Source organism: Bacillus sp. M13(2017), assembly GCF_002218325.1.
GTDB lineage: Bacteria > Bacillota > Bacilli > Bacillales > Bacillaceae_G > Bacillus_A > Bacillus_A thuringiensis_K.
In genome coordinates this window covers 137,135-156,714 of the sequence record NZ_KZ268510.1, presented here as the reverse complement: position 1 = coordinate 156,714, position 19,580 = coordinate 137,135, and the positions used below count along the sequence as shown (strand labels likewise).

Here is a 19,580-nt window from a genome sequence, read left to right as displayed (position 1 = left end):
CATAATTTAGATAGTCCAATTAATAGTAAAAAATACAGAAGAGGAAGTGTTTAATATGAATATGAAAACATTTGAAATGCGTGAAAAGCGATTAGTAGAACTACTAGGTGCAAAAGTACTATGGGAGTTTATTAGTGCAGTAACAGATGAAATTGAAAAACAGGAATTAGAGTCTACACCAGGTTTGTTAGAAGATCTATTCGTACATGTGAAAGAAACCATTCAAATTCAAAATATGAATCAACGTATAACAAAAGCCCCTGTAAAAACAGAGGCTGATGGTATAAATAAAGATACATTATTTATGGAAGCATATGTAGAATTAATCAATCATAAGTTTCTTATTTCTGAATTAGCTGTAGAGCTTTCATCTGTTCTAAAAGAATTAAATTGTTTTGTTCAATCATCTTTGCCACAGCTTCAAAATAAGCTTGACTCTCAAGAACCTCAACATGCTTCTCTTTAAGGAATTTTATTTCTTTATGCTCAAATATGTTATTTCCGGATTGTCGGATTAATTTATTATCTATGCACAACGTATTGTAGAATATGTTTTATTTTAAATTATACATGTGTGATATAATATATAAATCATTTTTGGGGAGGAATTATTTATGAAGTGCAATAAATATAATTGGGTACATTTAAAGAGGGAAAGCGTATCAATGACCCTATAAACTACGTCTACCCTTATTATTGGAGGGTAAAGTGTGAATTCATCTCATTCACATTCAATATTACGCCATAATCAAATTTTATTATGGCTCTGTGTTCTTTCTTTTTTCAGTGTTTTAAACGAAATGGTTTTGAATGTTTCATTACCTGATATCGCTAGTGATTTTAATAAGGAGCCAGCAAGTATAAACTGGATAAACACAGCATTCATATTAACTTTTTCTATAGGAACAGCTGTATATGGAAAACTATCAGATCAGTTAGGCATCAAAAAGCTACTCTTATTTGGAATTATAGTGAATTGCTTTGGATCAGTTATCGGGTTTGTTGGACACTCATTCTTTTCTGTACTTATTTTAGCACGGTTTATTCAGGGAGCTGGCGCAGCTGCATTTCCAGCACTTGTAATGGTTGTTGTTGCGCGCTATATTCCAAAAGAAAATAGCGGTAAAGCATTTGGCCTTATTGGGTCCATTGTAGCAATGGGAGAAGGTGTCGGACCATCTGTTGGTGGAGTGATTGCCGAATATGCTCATTGGTCTTATATACTGCTTTTGCCAGTTGTAACGATTATCACCGTTCCCTTCCTTGCAAAATTATTGAAACAGGAAGATGTAATAAAAGGAAGTATTGATGTTAAAGGAATAATATTTATGTCCGTGGGTATTGTATTTTTTATAATGTTTACGACATCTTATAGAATTTCCTTTCTAGTTGTTAGCATTATATGTTTCTTAATATTTGTTAAACATATTAGGAAAGTGTCTAATCCTTTTGTTAATCCTTCGCTAGGAAAAAATATATCATTTATGATTGGAATCATTTGTGGAGGACTTATATTGGGAACCGTAGCAGGATTTATTTCTATGGTTCCTTATATGATGAGAGATGTCTACCAATTAAGTACTGCCACAATTGGAAGTGGGATTATTTTTCCTGGAGCAATGAGTGTTATTGTTTTCGGTTATATTGGGGGAGTGCTTGTTGATAAGAAAGGTTCTCTATTTGTATTAACAACTGGAGTTGCATTTCTTTCTATAAGCTTTTTAATAGCAGCCCTTTTTATAGAAACAACGCCTTGGGTCATAACAATTATAGTAATTTTTGTTTTTGGTGGGCTTTCTTTTACGAAAACAGTTATCTCTACTATTGTTTCAAGTAGTTTGGAACAAAAGGAAGCTGGTGCTGGGATGAGTTTGCTTAATTTCACAAGCTTTCTATCAGAAGGAACAGGTATTGCAATTGTAGGTGGATTATTATCGATACATTTGCTAAATCGAAAATTACTACCTATAAATGCTGATCCGTCCACTCATTTGTATGGTAATTTGCTATTAATTTTTGCAGGAATCACAATTACTAGCTGTTTAGTTACAATGAAAATGTATAAACGCTCAAGAAGAAATATATAAAAGAGCCAAAGAATTCATTTTTAAAAGAATTTATTGTTATATTTTTTGGTAGTGAATATCTTACATGAAAAATTAAACGATTTTAAGTATAACCTCGTCCTAATTATAGAACGGGGTTATACTTGTTTAAACTTTTAAACGTAAATAACTCCATTGTCGCTTTTTTACGTATATTTACATGGGGAATGAGCGGAAAGGATATTCCACACGGTTTGATTAGTATAATCGTTAATTTTATCGGAAAGTGTGCGCGGGTGTGATAGCTCCTGTGACTTTGTAAGGTATAAGTAAAAAGTTTATGGTTTCTACATGATATAGGTAGGTCATACATCATATAGCGTGTAGAGGTTAAACATCATAAAAAAATTTACGAAACAGCGAGAGATTTAAACTTTCGAAAGAGGTAGATAAACAGCTAAGTGTAGAAATCCAAACAGGATCAAAACGTGAAAAAACGGAACACGATCTAAAGGAAGAGTTTATTAAGCATATATTAAGAGAGCAAGCAATTGATGAGGTTATTCATTCTTTATTACACCAATCGAGTCCTATAAAAGGAAGGTTGCGAAGAAAGGTGGAAATAACGAAATTCCGGAGTGTAGACAGCTAGTAGCCGAATAATTAAAGCGGATGCTTTTAATGATTTACAATTTGTAGTGCGTTACGGTAGTAGGCATCCGCATAATTAAGAGGTGCTGTTAGCATAATTCGCAATAATAACAACAGCTGGCAGCACTTCCTCCATTTCTTCTACATCGGTAGTAACATTCCCAACGCGGATCGGTTTGTTGTCCGTAGGCATAGATCTGATATTGCTGTGAATTATAGGGTGTTACTATAGGTGCCGTATATGATGGGTGCATTGAGTAGGGATAAGTAGGTGCCATGAAAATAGGTTCACACCATGTACGGCAGTAATCGTAATCATGGCCATTATTTAAACAAGCTTGCATACAAGTTGGACGACGAAACATACGTATCACTCCTTGTTATTATATAAGTTTCCATACAGTTTATTGAATTCATTATAGATTAGATGATTGTCTATTCGTAAATAGGTAGTTGTCTAAATAGATGGGACTGATAGTTAAGGAAGATTTTATGCAAGTACTTTGTATCTTTCTAAGAAATGAAAGATGGTATGTAGTGTTTATTTTGCTATACATTTTAAGTTGAAAATTCGATGCCTAGGGCAATTGAATATGCCCAATTATTTTAATTGGAAAGGAAAGAGAAATGCTAAGCGTAAATGGTCAACACATGAATTATCTAATTAAAACAGGAGGAAATTACATATTATTAACATTTGTAATTATGGAATTTAATCAAAATACTTCGAAACAATTGTTATCTTTGTGTTATATCATGAAAGATAATGTATTACAGAATCTATCTACAATTTCATTATAGATAGAAAAGGTATATTACGAAATATTCATATGGGATCAATGATTCTTTACCGGTTTAAGTTTAATTAAGTAAAGGGATAGAGCGCTTTAAAAAATCATCATAGATAAAATAGGGTTACATCTTGTATATGTTTAATTCTCTGATATAGGAGATAGTTTTTTGTTAGGCAATCCCCCAATTTTGTATAGACAATCATCTAACACATAGACAGCAAAATATAATACCGAGAAAAATACATTTAAATTGAGGAGTGATTGTCTGTGTATTATCCGTATTACCCGTATTATCCACCTTATACTTATGACGATGGTATAGCGAATCGTACAACTGGTCCTAATCCAGATTTATACCAGGCTGGTTATCAAGACGGCTATCAAGCTGGTTATCAAGATGCGCAACAACCTGAGCAATATGTGGGGGAGGAAACTTCCATTAGACAAAGCTATCCACTAGTTGTCCGAGGAGGTGGTGCTCTTAGTTTTAGTGTACATCCGGGAAATCAGCAGGGAGATTTCAACATACTTGAGCTGTTTTTTAGGGGAGGACAAAAGCCAGCAACTTCAGGGTTAGCTCCTGGTGAAGGGTCTTGGGTTGATCGCGGACTGAGGGAAAACGAACCGACCATTATTCACCAGTGGGTTCCCGCGGGTGTTACATCTGCCCGTTGGTTCAATGATTTAAGGGACTCAAATAAGTACTGGACATTCTATGTATATAATACAGGTCAGGGAGTAATGAGAGTAACACACTCACATCCAGGGAAACCGTTTTAGTTTCAGATTTTGAGCGTACTACCACCATATTAGGCTTATTAGGAATGGAAAGCATAGTAATTGAAAACAAATACTTGGTTTTGATAAAAGATTAATCCCCTATTAAAAAGGATAGCGCATATGCCTGGATGAGAAGTAAAATCTGAAGTAGATTCAACCTTCTTTGGGACAGTGGTCCGTTTATTACAGAACAATAAATTTAATACATGGATGAGATATTGCACAGGCCTTCTCATGAGTAAACGGAATAGGAGCAGCTCATACCTCATACGAAACAAAGCTAGAAAAGCTAAAAGCTAAACGGCTTACTTCTTATTACAATAAAACAAGGCTATTAACCTGGTGCTACCTAGAGGGTATCAAAAATACTATGGGAATTTATCAGTGCTGTAACATAGAAAATTGAAAGCGAGAATTGGAGTCTACTTCAGGTTTATTAGAAAATCTATTGGTACATGTGAAAGAAACCATTCAAATTTAAAATATGAATCAACGCATAACAAAAGCCCCTGTAAAAACAGAGGCTGGTAGTATAGATAAAGAGACATTATATATGGAAGCATATGTAGAATTAATTAATCATAAGTTTCTTATTTCTGAATTAGCTGTAGAGCTTTCATCTGTTCTAAAAGAATTAAATTGTTTTGTTCAATCATCTTTGCCACAGCTTCAAAGTAAGCTTGATTCTCAAGAACTTCAATCTGCTTCTCTTTAGGGAGTGATTGAAGTATTTCTTCTATTTCTTTACACTCGTATATATTATTCCTTGAGCCTTCATTATATATAATATAAAACTAATAATTATTAAAGTATTAGTTATTAATAGTTATATAGTATGTATTACTATTAGTGGTTTAAGGGTTTTAGGGGGGCTGAGTCAAGAGATTTGGAGATGACTAGAATTGATGGATATGTTTCCAAGGAGAGAATACGACTATGGCTAGAGAATTACAAATCGTTGGCTGTAGGTGGATCGGTTCTCTGATACGCCGCCTAGCTTTATTGGACTGTTACCAAGATTGTTGGCTAGGTCTCGTCATATTTGAATTACGCGTTGCTAATACACCTAAAACGGTTCCTAATCCTAGTAAAGAAGCCCAAATCCATCCTCATTTATTGTGTTCATTCGCTAAAATCTACAAAGATGTCAGAGTGTTGGGAAACCCCTAAAGGGTTTTCCGACACTCTGAGAAAAGGACGCTTGTGAGAACGTCCTTTTTTATTCCTTTAGAAGGTAGGTTACCTTGTTTAAAATAGCTTCAATTTGCTGTGCATTTCTACTATACATTTCACTTGCCGTTTTTGATTTCGTTTCCAAAGAAAATAGCTCAAGATCAGCATGGCATTTTTTTAAAGATGCTAATAATAAAGGTTTGTTTTGAGGAGAAGGCATTTGGAGTTTATCATTATAAATGTCGATAGTAAGTTGTCCGTATGAATCAACTTGACCAAGAAAGACATTTTCAATGACAACACCGAGTTTTTCTAGTTCAGAATGTAACCAAGCGCGGTTATGCCCACTAGCTGAAAGAGGTTCATCTAGTACATTTCCATCCATAATAACAGTTTGTGGTTCCTTTTTATTTGGTATTTTCAAGCCAATATCTTTTGCTGTAAGTGGTTGCGACTCTTTCTTTAATAATACATTTAATTCTCCGCTTGGTTCTAAGACGGCAAATTCTACTTCGGATATACTAAAGGCCCCACTTCCTCTGAGAAGTTCAAGTAATTCATCACTTGTATACTTTTCTTTCTTTAAATTCTCCTCAAGTATTTTGCCATCCTTTATTAAAACTGTGGACTTGCCTTCAAAGAAATCTCTTGCGGCTTTGTTTTTCAAGGAAAGAATTCCTACAAAAAAAGGTATCGAAGCGAAAATAAGTATGGCAAAGACACCATGGAAAAACTTTTGGTCTAGCCCTGTAGATACTTGAGAGGCGATACCACCGATTGTCATTCCAGCTACGTACTCAAAAAAGGAAAGTTGAGAGATTTGCCTTTTTCCTAAACATTTTGTGATAGTAAATAAAATAATTAATATGAATAAAGAGCGTAGAATGACAAGCATCCATTCGGGTTGGTGAGACATAGTAATTTCCTCCAGTCTACTTAAAACCATTTATATTAAGGTTCTTCACGTTCTAATACGGAAACTCTATCCTTTAAATCAGCTGTGACGCTGTCCATTTCTAACATACATGACAAACTCGTTTTACTTCTTCATCTTTTGAATTCAATGAAAGGGAACTTAAACTTGCTTGAGCACCTCTTAAACTAGTGAGGCATGTTTTTGCATTTTTACTGGTGCCGTTGGAGGTATATTGTTATCACTAATTTAAATAAGTCATTTAAGTAGTAATTGCTACCATAATTTTGGTAGTTTTTTTGCTGCTTTATTAAAGAGGATTGTAACCACCAATCAAAAATGTTTTTTATCCTTATTAACCTAATTAGCTAGAAGAAAATAGAAAATAAGATTACTCAAACATACAAGCACCACTTACAATGGTGTTTGTATGTTTGAGTAATTATTTATTGAGGTAGCATGTAACCAATTAATGTTCTATTAAGTTGGATAAAGGAATTTCTTGTTCATTATTTGGTTCATTAAGAGGATAAATTCTAGCTGTTTCATTATTTTCATTCACATTTTGAATATAAATTGAAACTCCATTATACGTTACGTTAGCCATGACTGGTGAAGCGGCAATCTCTTGTGCTCTTTGTTTGTTCATTATAATGACCTCCTTTTGATTTGTAACAGTTATAATATTTACTTCAAACTACTTAAGTATTCTTATTACTCAATAATAAGTAAGCAGGGAACTAGTTTTAATTACCGTTACTTGACTATGGAAGACAATGGTTAGATTTTGATTTCCTAGTTGGTTGCGGGTTTAGTTTATATAGAAAGTAAACTTTTTGTTTTAAAATCAGGATGATTAGCATGAGTATTTTGAAAAGGCAAGTGGCCTGGTTACAGTGACAATTGTTAGGAAATAAGAAGTAACTGTATAAATTTCTGAAATGTATCCATAAACAGAAAACACCTCTTGTACCATATCTAATAAAATAAGGTATAAGAGGTATTTTTTCTTGTTTTATTCTATTGGATTACCTTATATTGTTCTACTTCAATTAGGTTCTCCTAAATGTAAAAATCCGCTCTAAGCCAATGATAATCTTTACATTAACCTGTTATTGATTATTCTTTTCTTGAATTTCTTCAGAAGGTTCTTCAGTTGGATCTGGCTCATTCTCATCAACGCCATTGCAACCGCACAAGAAACCTAAAGATAAAATAGTAGACATGATAGCAAGTAAATATTTTCTTTTCTTCAATTGATTATTGCTCCTTTCAGAGAAATATTTATGCTATTATTTTCTACTTAAAGAAAAAGAATATGCTAACATTTTATTGACATTTTTTCCTTTATATCGAATCAGAATCAAATTCAATTATTAAGGGATTTCCTAGATATTTGTGAGTTTACGGCAAAATGTATTTCAAAGAAGAGTAACTTTAGTAAAAAATATGCAAAATTATGTGCTGTGATTTATCAAAAATATCGTCAGGAATGTTTCAAATCCACAAAAATTAATTTTCTATATACATTTATAATCCAGGTAACAAAAGAATTAAATAAATATGTAGTATTGCCAATAGCTATACTGGTTAAGATTCCTATGAAGGCACTTCCTATGATATCAAATGGATAATGATGCCCTAGCCAGATACGTGAAAAACCTGTCAAAATTGCTAAGAACCACATGATTGAGCCAAATAAACGTTCACGAAGTAAGACGGAGGTCGCTAAGGCAAATGCTAAGACTGTATGTTTACTAGGAAATGAGGAATTATTCTTTGATGGGATAAGTAAACGCACACGATGTATAACAAATGGACGAGGTTTAAAATAAAAGAGCTGGATAAAGCGGTTTATAAATAATGCGAATCCTACTGATACCCCTGCAAATAAAATGATTTTTTTGTAGGAATTGTTTCTAAACCACATTAACGCTAATAAGAAAATGTACAGCAATCGAGTCTTTTGTGAAATAAATATCATAAATGTATCCAATGTTGAGTTACGACCAGCTAGACGATTGATAGCCCTAAACATCTTATAATTCATGCAGATGCTCTCCTTTATTTTTGAATTATTATATACATACCATTCCCTTACGAAAGAGAAATATGTAGTGTGCATGCCCTTTCTTATTATTCTACTCCATTTAAATAGGTAAATAATATATAGTTACCAATTGAACATGTTTAACTTGATAATGCTCCTTTTACTGGTTATGTACATTTTTAGTTTAGTCACAAAAATTTGTAGAAAGCGCACGCCCCTATATTCTCTTGACATTATTAACTTGACATTGATATAGAGCTACACCTTTTAGAGCATTTGACGAAGGCTGTGAATATGTCTATTTTCAATGTGAATATTTACTAGACAAAAACACTTTCCCCATTAAAAGAGCTGTTCTTAAGTGTAAAATAAGGAAAACAGTGCCAAGTACTTTGTATACGAAACTGTATTTTTTCAAATACTTTAAGCAGAAAGCCTTTCAATAGGAGTGAAAAAAGTGATAAGAGACAAAAGTAAAATGATTCATCTGTTTTTATTATTAATTGTTACTGCAGTTTTTATATGGTCTGTTATTAAGCCTGCAAGATACTCGTCATGGGCAGCGGAAGCCATTCCTGCCGTTCTCGGTCTAATCATTATAATTGCAATATACAATAAGTTTCGCTTTACTACTCTCTCTTATATCATTATTGCAATACTAGCCATCATAATGTTCATCGGCGGTCATTACACATACTCAAAGGTTCCTCTTTTTAATTGGATAAAAGATGTCTTTGATTTAAATCGAAATCACTATGATCGATTTGGACATTTGTTGAAAGGCTTGTTTACAATTGTGATAAGAGAAATATTATTAAGGAAAACGCAACTCACCGAAGGTCCTTGGTTAGTTACAATTTGTATAAGTATTTCGCTTGCTATTGCTGCACTATACGAAATCATCGAATGGTTAGCTTTTAAAATAGCAAAGGGAGGAACAACAGCAAAAGACTTTTTAGGTATGCAAGGCGATATATGGGATGCACAATGGGACATGTCACTTGCCTTAGTAGGTTCGATTATTGCGTTACTGACTCTTTCGACATTACATAACCGACAATTGAAAAAGAATTAATAAATTTCCAATCTAATAATACATAACTTTTCAGTTCCTTTTTGATTTTTTTATAAAACTATTTTTGGTATTTCAGTAAAAACCACTTGAGTAATATTAGGAAGTTCAGGTTTAAAAATCAAGAATTATTAGTATAAGTTGGCATCATAAATCTCTATAAAATATCGCATCATAAAATATGTGAAATTGAAACGAGTGTTTCTTTTTACGATTTTTTTCAGGGGGGACAAAAATGAATATCCTTAATTTTTTGATGTCATTATTCGATTCAAAAAAAATAACTCAACAAATGTTTGAGTTATTCGGAAATAAAAAGAAGAACAATAAAGGTTGGATTTGGGTTTCTTTACTAGGATTAGGAGCCGTTTTAGGTGTATTAGCAACACGTAATTCAAGCATGATGAAACCTATAAAACATACGTTTCAAGGTTTTCAAAATAAAACAAGATCATTTATTCCATCCAAAGTAAATTTAGCAAATATGGAATTTGCTGATGAAATTACGCCTAACAACCAAGAGAGACATGGTAACCAAACAAATAATCACCACCATTACAAGACAAAAATCCCATCAAAACAACATTAAATAGATAGCCGGTTCTTTATCTTACAGGGAACCGGTTAATTTATGTCTAAACGTACGCTCTTGTTTTTGAAAATGGTGATCCCAAATAAATCCTTAAAGTAATTACTGATTTATACAAAAAACTGCAAATTATCATTATATATTTTTATAAAGTTTTTTATGGCTATATATCACGCTATCTCGGCCATAAAATTGCTGGGTTAGTTATCCTAAACGTAGCATCTTTACGGCCTAATTCATCATTTGGATTTATGGAAGAGATATAAAGATGAAAATTTGCGTGACGAATGTACCAGTTAGAAAGATTGGGATTGGTACAACGAAATGATACAAATTCCCAACCATATGGATATGCAAGTCCTGGTTCTATAACAAACGTTGAGTCTGCTTGCATTAGTGGGTCTGCTGGATTCTCTGCATGAAGTTTAATACGGAAATCTTGATGTCGTAAGAAAGAATTCGGATAATTATAGGAACGGAATCTTACTAAATTTCTACTTTCATCTACCCATTCCAAATTAAACGTAGCATCCATTCTATCTAAATTGCTATTCTCCTGGATTGGAGTAAGTTCACCAAGAAAGTTTTGGTGACGAATAAATCTATCTTGAAAGTTAAAAGATTGAAAAGAACGCCAAGCCATAGTATCACTTCCTTATAGTTAAAAATAATCTCAATATCGTATGTAGATATATAACTTTAAGAAAATTGTCCATAAAGAATCAAAACATTAACCTTTCACACCTAGATTCTTAACAACGCAAACAAGGAAATGTTATACGTTATGATACTTAATTTTATATAAATTGGCTTAGCTAACCTGTTCAAGTGTTTAGTGTGCTGTTAGATCATTCTCACGTTCGGAAATCTCTGTACACTAGCGTAAAAAAGACAATCAGAAACTAAACTTCTCATATTATATTTTTTAAAAATTATAATGGAGGTGCTGAATGTAGGGAATGACTGTTATTTAGTTTTGAATGTGAAATATAAATGAGAGGAGCCCTATTGAATTTATTGAAGAGGTAATGGAAGAGCAAAATTTACCTAGCAGCAATTAGGAGCCAACAAAAATAACTTCGGCAAGGCAAGATGGAAAACGACGACATCAACTTTATATAGAAGGAATAAAGCACGTGTGACCTATACACGTGCTTTTATTGCGTATATTTACATGGAAAATGAGTGGAAAGGACATCTTGTACGGCTTAGTTAGTATAAACGATAATTTTATTGGAAAGTGTACGCAGGTATGATAGCTCATGCGACTTAGTAAGTATGAGTAAAAAATTCATGATTTCTGCGCAAGCTGAGTGAGTCTTGTTTCATATAGGGTGTAGAGGTTAAAGGTCATAAAAAAATTGTGAAAAAGCGAGAGATTGTCATTTTTGAGAGAGGTAGATAAACAAACCACAGGAAAAATCCAAGTCGAAACAAAATACGAAAAAATGATATGTCATCTAAAGGAAGTGATAGTTAAGTGTACAGTGGGGAGCAAGTAATTGAGGAATCTCTTTATTATTACACCGATCAAGTCCTATAAAAGAATGGTTACGAAGAAAGATGGAAATAACGAGAGATCGGAGTGCAAATCGCTAGTTTCCTTAAAATTATGACGGATGCTTTTCATGATTTGTAATCTGTTTGTGCACTACATTTGTGGGACTCCACATAATTAAGAGTTGTTGTTAGCACAGTTCGCAATAATAACAACAACTTGCAGCACTTCCGCCACTTCTTATACATTGACGGTAACATTCCCAACGCGTGTCGGTTTGTTGTCCAAAGGCATAAGTCTGATATTGCTGTGAACTATAAGGTGTTACTATAGGTGCTGTATACGATGGTTGTACTGAGTAGGAATAAGTAGGAACCATGTAAATAGGTTCACACCATATACGGCAATAACCGTAATCATGCCCACTATCTAAACAAGCTTGCATACAAGTTGGACGACGAAACATACGTTTCACTCCTTGTTTTGATATTCGTTTCCATACAGTTTATTGAATTTAACATAAATTAGATGATTGTCTATTCATAAATAGGTAGTTGTCTTAATCGGTGGTACTGATAGTTAAGAAAGGTTTAAAAACACGTGGTTACTAAAATGCTATCTTTCTGAAATTGTTCATCTTTAATGTATCTGATGCATCAGTCTCTTTATCTCATTTTTCCTACGATTCATCCCAGCTTCAGAAACTGTGTAACGGAAAACAAAGAAACATGAAGCTAATTTATATAGTAAAAGAACAATTTGAAAATATGTTGAGATTAAAAAATGGTGCCAAGAAAGGATTGCTCATTTTATGCTTCTACAGCTCATACAATAAATTGATGAATTTCTAAAAACGGAACCATATTCGGAAATTTAGGCTGATGGTGAGTTAAGTGAAGAAGCTTGGTGTTGTGAAAAATTAGGGAGTTTAAAAGGGGACTTTTTATGAAGAATGAACGAGTAGTAACTTGTAATAAAAAAGGAAGTATTGCAATCGTTACAATTCAAAATCCACCAGTCAACACTTTAAGTTTAGAAGTAGTTCAACAATTAGTAGATGTATTAGAGGAAATAGAAATTGATAATGATATTTCAGTCGTAATTATAACTGGAAGTGGAGAAAAGGCCTTTGTAGCGGGAGGGAATATAAAAGAATTTCCAGATTGGATGGGCAAAGGTGAAAAATATGCCGAGATGAAATCATTAGAATTGCAAAAGCCACTTAATCAACTAGAGAATCTGTCTAAACCGACTATAGCTGCTGTTAATGGGTTAGCACTAGGTGGCGGATGTGAATTAGCACTTGCTTGTGACTTAAGGGTAATAGAAGAACAAGTTTTAATTGGATTACCAGAAATTATGTTAGGTTTATTTCCTGGTGCTGGAGGAACCCAACGCTTACCTAGATTAATTGGAGAAGGGAAAGCAAAAGAGATGATGTTCACAGGGAAATCGATTACAGCAAAAGAAGCAAAAGAAATAGGTTTAGTTAACTACATTACACCTCGAGGAGAGGCGTTAAATAAAGCAAAAGAGGTTGCAAGGGATATAAGTAAATTTTCTCTTCCAGCTCTCGCCTATATGAAGTTGGCAATTCGAGAAGGTGCAACAGTACCTTTACAAGAAGGGCTTGAGATTGAAGCGCGTTACTTTGGAAAAGTATTTCAAACAGAAGATGTGAAGGAGGGGGTAAAGGCATTTATTGAAAAAAGAATGCCGTATTTTACAAATAAATAGAATGGGACGAAAAAAGGTATCAAGGTTTAGTCTACACTATGCCAATATAGATGCTATTTTTAAAGCTATTTATTTGGTTTTCGAAACACCTTTCAGATCTAGTTCGTCTTAATAAGTACATTTGTAGTAGCATGTATATTTCAAAAGTGAAAATAAATAAAAAAGCGGAGGAATAGAATGGAAAATGGTACAAATGAAAAGGAAATAAATCAAACGCCTTTAGTAAGTGTATTAATTCCTACGTATAATCGTCCACACTACTTTGAAAAAGCTTTATGTAGTGTATTAGAACAAACATATCCTAATATAGAAATTATAATAGGGGATGATAGTACAAACGACGAAACAGAGAAAGTGTTACAAAAGTACTTGTATGATCATTCAAATATTATTTATATAAAGAATAGGTCAACTCTTGGACAATTTGAGAACTCACTTATGTTATTTCATAAAGCGAAAGGTGAGTATATAAACTTCTTAATGGATGATGATTTATTTCATGTAAATAAAATTGAAAAAATGATGAAATACTTTTTAAATGACCTAGATAATGAAATTAAGCTTGTAACATCCCATCGCCAAGTAATGGATGCAGAAGGAAACCTATTGCCAGATGTTTATTCAACGATGCGTTTATTTTATACAGATACGATTATAGATGGGCCACAATTAGGAAATATGGTGATTATGAATCAAAAGAATTATATAGGAGAACCGACAACGGTTTTATTTCGTAAAAGTGATTTAACAGAACCGTATGGTGTGTTTGATAAAAGGCGGTATCTTTGCAACGTAGATGTAGCTTCATGGTTATCCTTACTGAGTAAAGGGAAAGCAGTATATATAGCGGAGACCCTCAGTTACTTTCGATTACATTCAAATCAGCAGTTAAATGAATCTAATAAAATGATGGATGGGTTAGAAGATTTTTCGCATAGTATTATTATAGCTGGAGAAAAATATGGTTTCTTATCTTCCGAAGAGGAGTTAGACAAAGCTATTACTAATTTTCTAGACTATGCAAGAAGAATTGTTCCATCATCCATATTATATTCATTGGACTATTATCAACAAATCAAGCTAAAGAAAATAAATATAGAAAAGAAAAAACAGCGTATGAATATCAACTCGCACCTCCCAAAAGTCAGTATACTAATTCCTGCCTACAATAGACCTCGTTACTTAGAATTAGCCCTCAAAAGTGCTTTGAATCAAACCTATGAAAATATTGAAATTATAATTTCTGACGATAGTACAAATGATGAAGTAAAAGCAATGATCCAACCATATTTAAAAGAATATGAGTGTATAACATATGTTAAAAATGAAAATCCATTGGTGGCTGAAAATTTTAATCAATGTATAGAGCTTGCTACTGGTGAATATATAAATTTTTTATTAGATGATGATTTATTTCATCATGAAAAGATTGAGAGAATGATGAAATACTTTTTTGAATTAGAAAACATTGCATTTGTGACGTCGTACCGTGAACTGATTGATGAGAATGGAGAGATATTACCACCCTCAACATTGAATGTGAAAATTGCTACAGAAACTACAATTTTTGAAGGGGAAACACTAGGGAATTATATGTTGAAAAACTTGAAAAACGTAGTTGGAGAACCGACAACGGTTTTGTTTAATCGCAATTTTTTTGGAGGGAAATTTGGTTATTTTAAGGGAAAAGCGTATTCTTCCATTAATGACATTGCAACTTGGTTAGATATGATGAGGAAAGGGAAAGTAGTTTATATACAGGAACCTCTTAGCTACTTTAGACAACATAGTGGACAGAATCAAAAACAAATGCACTTTATATTAATAACAATTGAAGAATGGATTGAATTAATTACAGATGCACATAATAGTGGTTTTTTAAATGCTGAACAAGATTATAAAGAGAGTTTATCTTATTGTTTGGAGAATGCAGGATTTATACTGAAGGATGCAGTAAGAAGTGGAGAACTAAATCAAATTTATAATGAAAAGATAAAAAGCGGGTTAAATAAACTAGTTACTCATATATTTGAGAAAGATATTTGTTATTGCCAATATTGCAATCAACAATTTGAAAAATTTTCCCCTTGGCCAGCACATTATGATTTTTTTAAATATCAATTTGAGATGTGGAATAAAGATACAGGTATCTGTCCAGTTTGCTATTCGATGGATCGTGACAGGTTGTATCGTGCGTACATTGAAACAGAAACGGATTTGTTAAGTAGGAATTATACAATGCTGCATATTGCACCTGAAGTGAAGGTAAGAGGATGGCTTAACCAGTTTAAAAACATTACTTATATATGTGGGGATTTGGAACCAAAGGATTCTTTAATGGAGGAAATTGATATTACGAGAATTGCATACGAAAATAATACCTTTGATGTTATTTTATGTAGTCATGTATTAGAACACGTGCCTGACGATGAAAAAGCAATGCGAGAATTATATAGGGTACTAAAGCCAAATGGATGGGGAATTATTCAGGTGCCAATCGTAATGAATGTAGATTTTATTATAGAGGATAAATCTATTGTAACGCCATTATTGAGAAAAATAGCCTTTGGTCAAGAAGATCATGTAAGGATTTATAATCGATCGGGATTTATTCAACGATTAACAGATGCGGGCTTTAAGGTGGAATTGTATAACATAGCTGAGAAACAAGGAATAGAAGTTGCTAGGAAATTCGGGTTATCAGAAACGGATATGCTCTATATTGTCCGAAAATGATAGAAAGGAATAGATGAATATGGAGAATATTCCTTTTTTACGTGCGTCAATTGTACCTGTAAACGAGTACTTAGATGAATTAGAGCGAATTGATATATCCCACATATATACAAATTATGGACCTATAAATCAACGTTTTGAAGAAACGATTATGTCAGAATTTTTTCAGAACAGGGGAGCTGTTACAACAGTAGCAAACGCAACGCTAGGGTTAATGGCGGCAATTCAACTTAAGAAAAGAAAAAAAGGAAAATATGCTCTTATGCCTAGTTTTACATTCCCTGCTACTCCGTTGGCAGCTATTTGGTGTGGCTTGGAGCCTTATTTTATTGATATTTCATTAAATGATTGGTGTATGGATAAAACGGTACTTTTGGATACGATTGATGAATTAAAAGAAGAGGTTGCAGTTGTTGTTCCATATGCAACATTCGGATCATGGATGGACTTGAAAGACTATGAAGAATTAGAGAAAAAGGGCGTTCCGGTTGTTGTAGATGCGGCACCAGGGTTTGGATTAATGCATGAGGGTATACATTACGGTCAGAATTTTAGTGGTATGATTGTATATAGCTTTCATGCAACAAAGCCTTTCGGAATTGGTGAAGGTGGTATGATATATAGCCATAATGAGGAAGAGATAAATCAAATTAAAAGAATGGGGAATTTTGGATTTGATCATAATCGTGAATGTACGATGATGGGGTTTAACTGTAAAATGACTGAATATGCAGCAGCTATTGGGATTGCAACGATAAATACATGGAATCAAAAAATGCAAGAACGAAATCGTATCTCTGAATGGTATAAACAGTTATTACAAAGTACGGGATTAATGAAAAAAGGTTGGCAAGTTCAAAAGACAGAAGCAGTTATTCATCAATTTATGCCTATTCTCTGTCCAGAAAAAATTAACAATATGCAAGTAATAGAAGTGTTGAAAAAGCAAAAGATAGAAGCTAGATCATATTTTTCACCATCTTGTCACCAACAAGATTTCTTTAAAAACTACAAGTCTACAGATTTAACAAATACAAATAAAATAGCAAAACGAATAATTAGTCTACCTTTATGGGAAGGAATGACGAAAGAAATCGTGGAGCAAATTATAATGTGTTTAATGCAGAAGGTGGTGTCCACAGATGAATAGTTTTTATAGTCAAGAAGAGTTGAGCGAAATTGGCTTTCTATCTGTCGGGGAAAATGTATTAATAAGTAAAAAAACCAGTATATATAATCCAGGTGCTATATCTGTTGGAAATAATGTAAGAATCGATGACTTTTGCATTTTAAGTGGCAAAATTACAATTGGAAGTTATTCGCATATAGCGGCATATACAGCGTTATATGGAGGAGAAATGGGGATTGAAATGCATAATTTTGCAAATATTTCATCAAAAACAATTGTATATGCAGCAATTGATGATTTTAGCGGAAATACATTAATGGGACCGACTGTTCCACATCAATATAAAAATGTGAAAGCTGGAAAAGTTATCTTAAAAAAGCATGCCATTGTTGGTGCGCATTCTATTATCTTTCCAAATGTAGTAATAGGAGAAGGAGCGGCAGTTGGCGCGATGAGTATGGTAAAAGAAAGTTTAGATGATTGGTATGTGTATGTCGGGGTGCCCGTAAGAAAAATAAAAGCTCGTAAAAGAAAGATAGTAGAATTAGAAAATGAATTTTTAAAAAACATTAATTCCTGAGTCTTTAAAAGATTTCGCTGCAAATTATCTCAAAAAAATAAACAAAGACATGTGTGTAAGAGGATATTATAAGATTACTAGTAGGTTGCAAAAAGTTAAAGAATTGTGCGGATAAAATTGTGATTTAAACCATAAATTTGCCGTTTCGGTAAGGTTATGGTTCTTTTTGTTTGTGGAAGAAAACTTATTATTGAGAGCACTACATGTCCATCGCCACTAAGATAGCCTTAAAGTAGACATAATTTCTTAAAAATGATACTACATAATAGTTAAAAAATACCTTTGTATCGCTCCTGCTTTATATAAAAATAGCAACATGCAATTGTTTATAATCTCCATTGCAAAGGAATAAGATAAACTATAGAATTTAAAAGTATTTAAATGCCGGATATTGTTTAAATCATTTTAACTAATACTTAAGAGGAGAATACAATGAATAAAATAAAAAAGTTACTTAAACGTAAAACGATTTGGATAATTTTTATTCTTTTCGTACTTGTTTATGTAAATAACAGTTCTTTTTTTGCGAAGAGGGACGAGGGAAATCCTCTTCTTCTTGCTCATCGAGGACTTTCGCAAACATTTAGCATGGAGGGAATTGAGGGGGATACGTGTACAGCAGAACATATACATGAACCTGAACATTCTTATTTAGAAAATACAATTCCATCTATGGAAGCGGCATTTAAAGCTGGAGCTGACCTACTAGAGTTTGATGTTCAACCAACTAAAGATAATAATTTTGTTATTTTTCATGATTGGACTCTTGATTGCCGTACTAATGGTAAAGGTGTTACTAGAGATTTTACAACAAAAGAATTACAAGCACTTGATATTGGTTATGGGTATACAGCTGACGGGGGAAAAACATTCCCGTTTCGTGGAAAAGGGATTAATCTTATGCCAACACTTGATGAAGTACTTAACCATTTTCCAGATCGTTCTTTTCTTATTCATATTAAAAGTGATGATGAAAATGAAGGAATCCAATTGGCTACTTACCTCAAGAAACTACCAGCGAAACGCCTTCATCAACTAACAGTATATGGTGGTGATAAGCCGATTGCTGTGATAAGAGAGCAAATCCCTAGTTTACGAACGATGTCAAAAGCAACCATGAAAAAGGATCTTCTTACTTATATGGCGTTAGGGTGGACTGGTTACATACCTTCAAGCATGCAGCATGGAGAGTTACATATACCAGATAAAGTAGCTCCTTTGCTTTGGGGATGGCCTAATCGTTTTCTTAATCGAATGGATAAAGCAGATACTCGAATTATCGTTGTAGGAGGAAATGGGCTTGGGTTTTCAAGTGGATTTGACTCATCTGAAGATATAAAACGCCTTCCAGATGATTATACAGGTGGAATTTGGACAAATCAAATTGATAAAATAGCACCTCTATTTAGAAAATAAGGATGACATTAAAAGCGGAGTTTTTTCATGTATTTGGCCATTTATATTTTAAACAAGACCTATTGAAAATATTGAAGTTTGATCTACCGAAAAAAACCTCTGATTTCATATATTATGGAAATCAGAGGTTTTTTTAATGAATGTGACTTATTTAATTTATATTCAAGCAAAAGTCCGACATGGATTAAAAAATAATCTGCTAGATGTACAAAATGAGCTTTATCTACATAAGTAACTAAATGTAGATAAAGTTTGGAGGTACTTTCAAAACATTCAGTCGATAGGCAGTGGCGGTGCTTCTATCTAATTTTAAAGATTTGAGATAGACTATTAGTATTTTTGTACTTGAGGCAAAGTTATGTTTCCTTTTCGTTTAAATAATCAACGAAATCTTCTTAATAACATGTGATTTCCAGC

At 33.1% G+C, this 19,580-nt stretch carries 17 protein-coding genes and 3 pseudogenes; 13 read left to right on the top strand and 7 right to left on the bottom strand.

Translation table 11 applies throughout. The annotated features are described in order from the left end of the window. Positions 1–55: 55 nt before the first annotated feature. The 5 genes and pseudogenes from CGQ22_RS22065 to CGQ22_RS22050 all read left to right on the top strand — a co-directional run bounded on the left by CGQ22_RS22065 (position 56) and on the right by CGQ22_RS22050 (position 4,985). Positions 56–466, top strand: a complete 411-nt coding sequence (locus CGQ22_RS22065; protein ID WP_089149353.1) for a hypothetical protein — start codon at positions 56–58, stop codon at positions 464–466. Between the two features lie 148 nt (positions 467–614). Beyond that, a complete protein-coding gene (locus tag CGQ22_RS33005) occupies positions 615–677 on the top strand; it encodes a tetracycline resistance efflux system leader peptide (protein WP_106081929.1) in 63 nt (20 codons plus the stop codon). A gap of 33 nt (positions 678–710) precedes the next feature. After that, positions 711–2,087 (top strand): Tet(L)/Tet(K)/Tet(45) family tetracycline efflux MFS transporter, encoded by a 1,377-nt coding sequence (gene tet / locus CGQ22_RS22060; RefSeq protein WP_089149352.1) that lies wholly within the window; start codon positions 711–713, stop codon positions 2,085–2,087. A 1,670-nt stretch (positions 2,088–3,757) separates the two neighbouring features. Beyond that, on the top strand, positions 3,758–4,270 hold the full coding sequence (locus tag CGQ22_RS22055) for a hypothetical protein (protein ID WP_000291769.1): 513 nt from the start codon (positions 3,758–3,760) through the stop codon (positions 4,268–4,270). Positions 4,271–4,635: 365 nt separating this feature from the next. After that, a pseudogene (locus CGQ22_RS22050) lies at positions 4,636–4,985 on the top strand (hypothetical protein). Between the two features lie 504 nt (positions 4,986–5,489). Here CGQ22_RS22050 and CGQ22_RS22035 read toward each other — a convergent pair. The 4 genes and pseudogenes from CGQ22_RS22035 to CGQ22_RS32105 all read right to left on the bottom strand — a co-directional run bounded on the left by CGQ22_RS22035 (position 5,490) and on the right by CGQ22_RS32105 (position 7,612). Continuing rightward, the gene (locus tag CGQ22_RS22035) at positions 5,490–6,359 is read right to left on the bottom strand and encodes a DUF421 domain-containing protein (protein ID WP_089149350.1); all 870 of its coding nucleotides are present in this window, start codon (positions 6,357–6,359) and stop codon (positions 5,490–5,492) included. A gap of 35 nt (positions 6,360–6,394) precedes the next feature. Further along, a pseudogene (locus CGQ22_RS22030) lies at positions 6,395–6,567 on the bottom strand (DUF1657 domain-containing protein); the annotation flags it as partial. 258 nt (positions 6,568–6,825) lie between these two features. Next, a complete protein-coding gene (locus CGQ22_RS22025; protein ID WP_001041683.1) occupies positions 6,826–7,005 on the bottom strand; it encodes a small acid-soluble spore protein H in 180 nt (59 codons plus the stop codon). Between the two features lie 463 nt (positions 7,006–7,468). Continuing rightward, positions 7,469–7,612 carry a hypothetical protein gene (locus tag CGQ22_RS32105; protein WP_000746490.1) on the bottom strand — a complete coding sequence of 48 codons (144 nt, stop codon included), beginning with the start codon at positions 7,610–7,612 and terminating at the stop codon, positions 7,469–7,471. A 75-nt stretch (positions 7,613–7,687) separates the two neighbouring features. On the opposite strand from CGQ22_RS32105, the pseudogene CGQ22_RS33000 reads away from it, so the two are divergent. Then, a pseudogene (locus CGQ22_RS33000) lies at positions 7,688–7,798 on the top strand (hypothetical protein); the annotation flags it as partial. Positions 7,799–7,842: 44 nt separating this feature from the next. Here the strand turns inward: CGQ22_RS33000 and CGQ22_RS22020 are convergent. Next, positions 7,843–8,406, bottom strand: coding sequence for an undecaprenyl-diphosphatase (locus CGQ22_RS22020; protein ID WP_001107048.1), 564 nt, complete (start codon positions 8,404–8,406; stop codon positions 7,843–7,845). 457 nt (positions 8,407–8,863) lie between these two features. On the opposite strand from CGQ22_RS22020, the gene CGQ22_RS22015 reads away from it, so the two are divergent. Together CGQ22_RS22015 and CGQ22_RS22010 are read left to right on the top strand one after the other, a co-directional pair. After that, positions 8,864–9,481 (top strand): DUF2238 domain-containing protein, encoded by a 618-nt coding sequence (locus CGQ22_RS22015; protein ID WP_139032839.1) that lies wholly within the window; start codon positions 8,864–8,866, stop codon positions 9,479–9,481. 232 nt (positions 9,482–9,713) lie between these two features. Then, on the top strand, positions 9,714–10,067 hold the full coding sequence (locus tag CGQ22_RS22010) for a hypothetical protein (RefSeq protein ID WP_089149348.1): 354 nt from the start codon (positions 9,714–9,716) through the stop codon (positions 10,065–10,067). Between the two features lie 175 nt (positions 10,068–10,242). Here CGQ22_RS22010 and CGQ22_RS22005 read toward each other — a convergent pair whose 3' ends face one another. Next, positions 10,243–10,710, bottom strand: coding sequence for an AbfB domain-containing protein (locus CGQ22_RS22005; RefSeq protein WP_000312558.1), 468 nt, complete (start codon positions 10,708–10,710; stop codon positions 10,243–10,245). A gap of 1,045 nt (positions 10,711–11,755) precedes the next feature. Then, positions 11,756–12,031: a hypothetical protein gene (locus tag CGQ22_RS31610; RefSeq protein WP_139032838.1), complete on the bottom strand. Its 276-nt coding sequence runs from the start codon at positions 12,029–12,031 to the stop codon at positions 11,756–11,758. 479 nt (positions 12,032–12,510) lie between these two features. On the opposite strand from CGQ22_RS31610, the gene CGQ22_RS22000 reads away from it, so the two are divergent. The 5 genes from CGQ22_RS22000 (at position 12,511) to CGQ22_RS21980 (ending at position 19,163) form a co-directional block, all read left to right on the top strand. After that, the gene (locus tag CGQ22_RS22000; RefSeq protein WP_089149347.1) at positions 12,511–13,302 is read left to right on the top strand and encodes an enoyl-CoA hydratase; all 792 of its coding nucleotides are present in this window, start codon (positions 12,511–12,513) and stop codon (positions 13,300–13,302) included. A gap of 177 nt (positions 13,303–13,479) precedes the next feature. Continuing rightward, positions 13,480–16,038 (top strand): glycosyltransferase, encoded by a 2,559-nt coding sequence (locus tag CGQ22_RS21995; protein ID WP_089149346.1) that lies wholly within the window; start codon positions 13,480–13,482, stop codon positions 16,036–16,038. Positions 16,039–16,057: 19 nt separating this feature from the next. Beyond that, a complete protein-coding gene (locus CGQ22_RS21990; protein WP_089149345.1) occupies positions 16,058–17,188 on the top strand; it encodes an aminotransferase class I/II-fold pyridoxal phosphate-dependent enzyme in 1,131 nt (376 codons plus the stop codon). Further along, positions 17,181–17,747: an acyltransferase gene (locus CGQ22_RS21985; RefSeq protein WP_089149344.1), complete on the top strand. Its 567-nt coding sequence runs from the start codon at positions 17,181–17,183 to the stop codon at positions 17,745–17,747. Before CGQ22_RS21990 ends, CGQ22_RS21985 begins: the two co-directional genes overlap by 8 nt. 432 nt (positions 17,748–18,179) lie before the next feature. After that, entirely contained in the window at positions 18,180–19,163 is a 984-nt protein-coding gene (locus CGQ22_RS21980) for a glycerophosphodiester phosphodiesterase family protein (RefSeq protein WP_089149343.1), read from the top strand. The last annotated feature ends 417 nt before the right edge of the window (positions 19,164–19,580 follow it).

What these genes read in the sequence shown, in the direction of transcription:
- CGQ22_RS22000 (WP_089149347.1), top strand. Translation starts at nt 12,511, where the DNA reads ATGAAGAATGAACGAGTAGTAACTTGTAATAAAAAAGGAAGTATTGCA.
- CGQ22_RS31610 (WP_139032838.1), bottom strand. Translation starts at nt 12,031, where the DNA reads ATGTTTCGTCGTCCAACTTGTATGCAAGCTTGTTTAGATAGTGGGCAT.
- CGQ22_RS22025 (WP_001041683.1), bottom strand. Translation starts at nt 7,005, where the DNA reads ATGAACAAACAAAGAGCACAAGAGATTGCCGCTTCACCAGTCATGGCT.
- CGQ22_RS22005 (WP_000312558.1), bottom strand. Translation starts at nt 10,710, where the DNA reads ATGGCTTGGCGTTCTTTTCAATCTTTTAACTTTCAAGATAGATTTATT.
- CGQ22_RS21990 (WP_089149345.1), top strand. Translation starts at nt 16,058, where the DNA reads ATGGAGAATATTCCTTTTTTACGTGCGTCAATTGTACCTGTAAACGAG.
- CGQ22_RS21995 (WP_089149346.1), top strand. Translation starts at nt 13,480, where the DNA reads ATGGAAAATGGTACAAATGAAAAGGAAATAAATCAAACGCCTTTAGTA.
- CGQ22_RS22035 (WP_089149350.1), bottom strand. Translation starts at nt 6,359, where the DNA reads ATGTCTCACCAACCCGAATGGATGCTTGTCATTCTACGCTCTTTATTC.
- CGQ22_RS22065 (WP_089149353.1), top strand. Translation starts at nt 56, where the DNA reads ATGAATATGAAAACATTTGAAATGCGTGAAAAGCGATTAGTAGAACTA.
- CGQ22_RS22020 (WP_001107048.1), bottom strand. Translation starts at nt 8,406, where the DNA reads ATGAATTATAAGATGTTTAGGGCTATCAATCGTCTAGCTGGTCGTAAC.
- CGQ22_RS21985 (WP_089149344.1), top strand. Translation starts at nt 17,181, where the DNA reads ATGAATAGTTTTTATAGTCAAGAAGAGTTGAGCGAAATTGGCTTTCTA.
- CGQ22_RS22010 (WP_089149348.1), top strand. Translation starts at nt 9,714, where the DNA reads ATGAATATCCTTAATTTTTTGATGTCATTATTCGATTCAAAAAAAATA.
- CGQ22_RS21980 (WP_089149343.1), top strand. Translation starts at nt 18,180, where the DNA reads ATGAATAAAATAAAAAAGTTACTTAAACGTAAAACGATTTGGATAATT.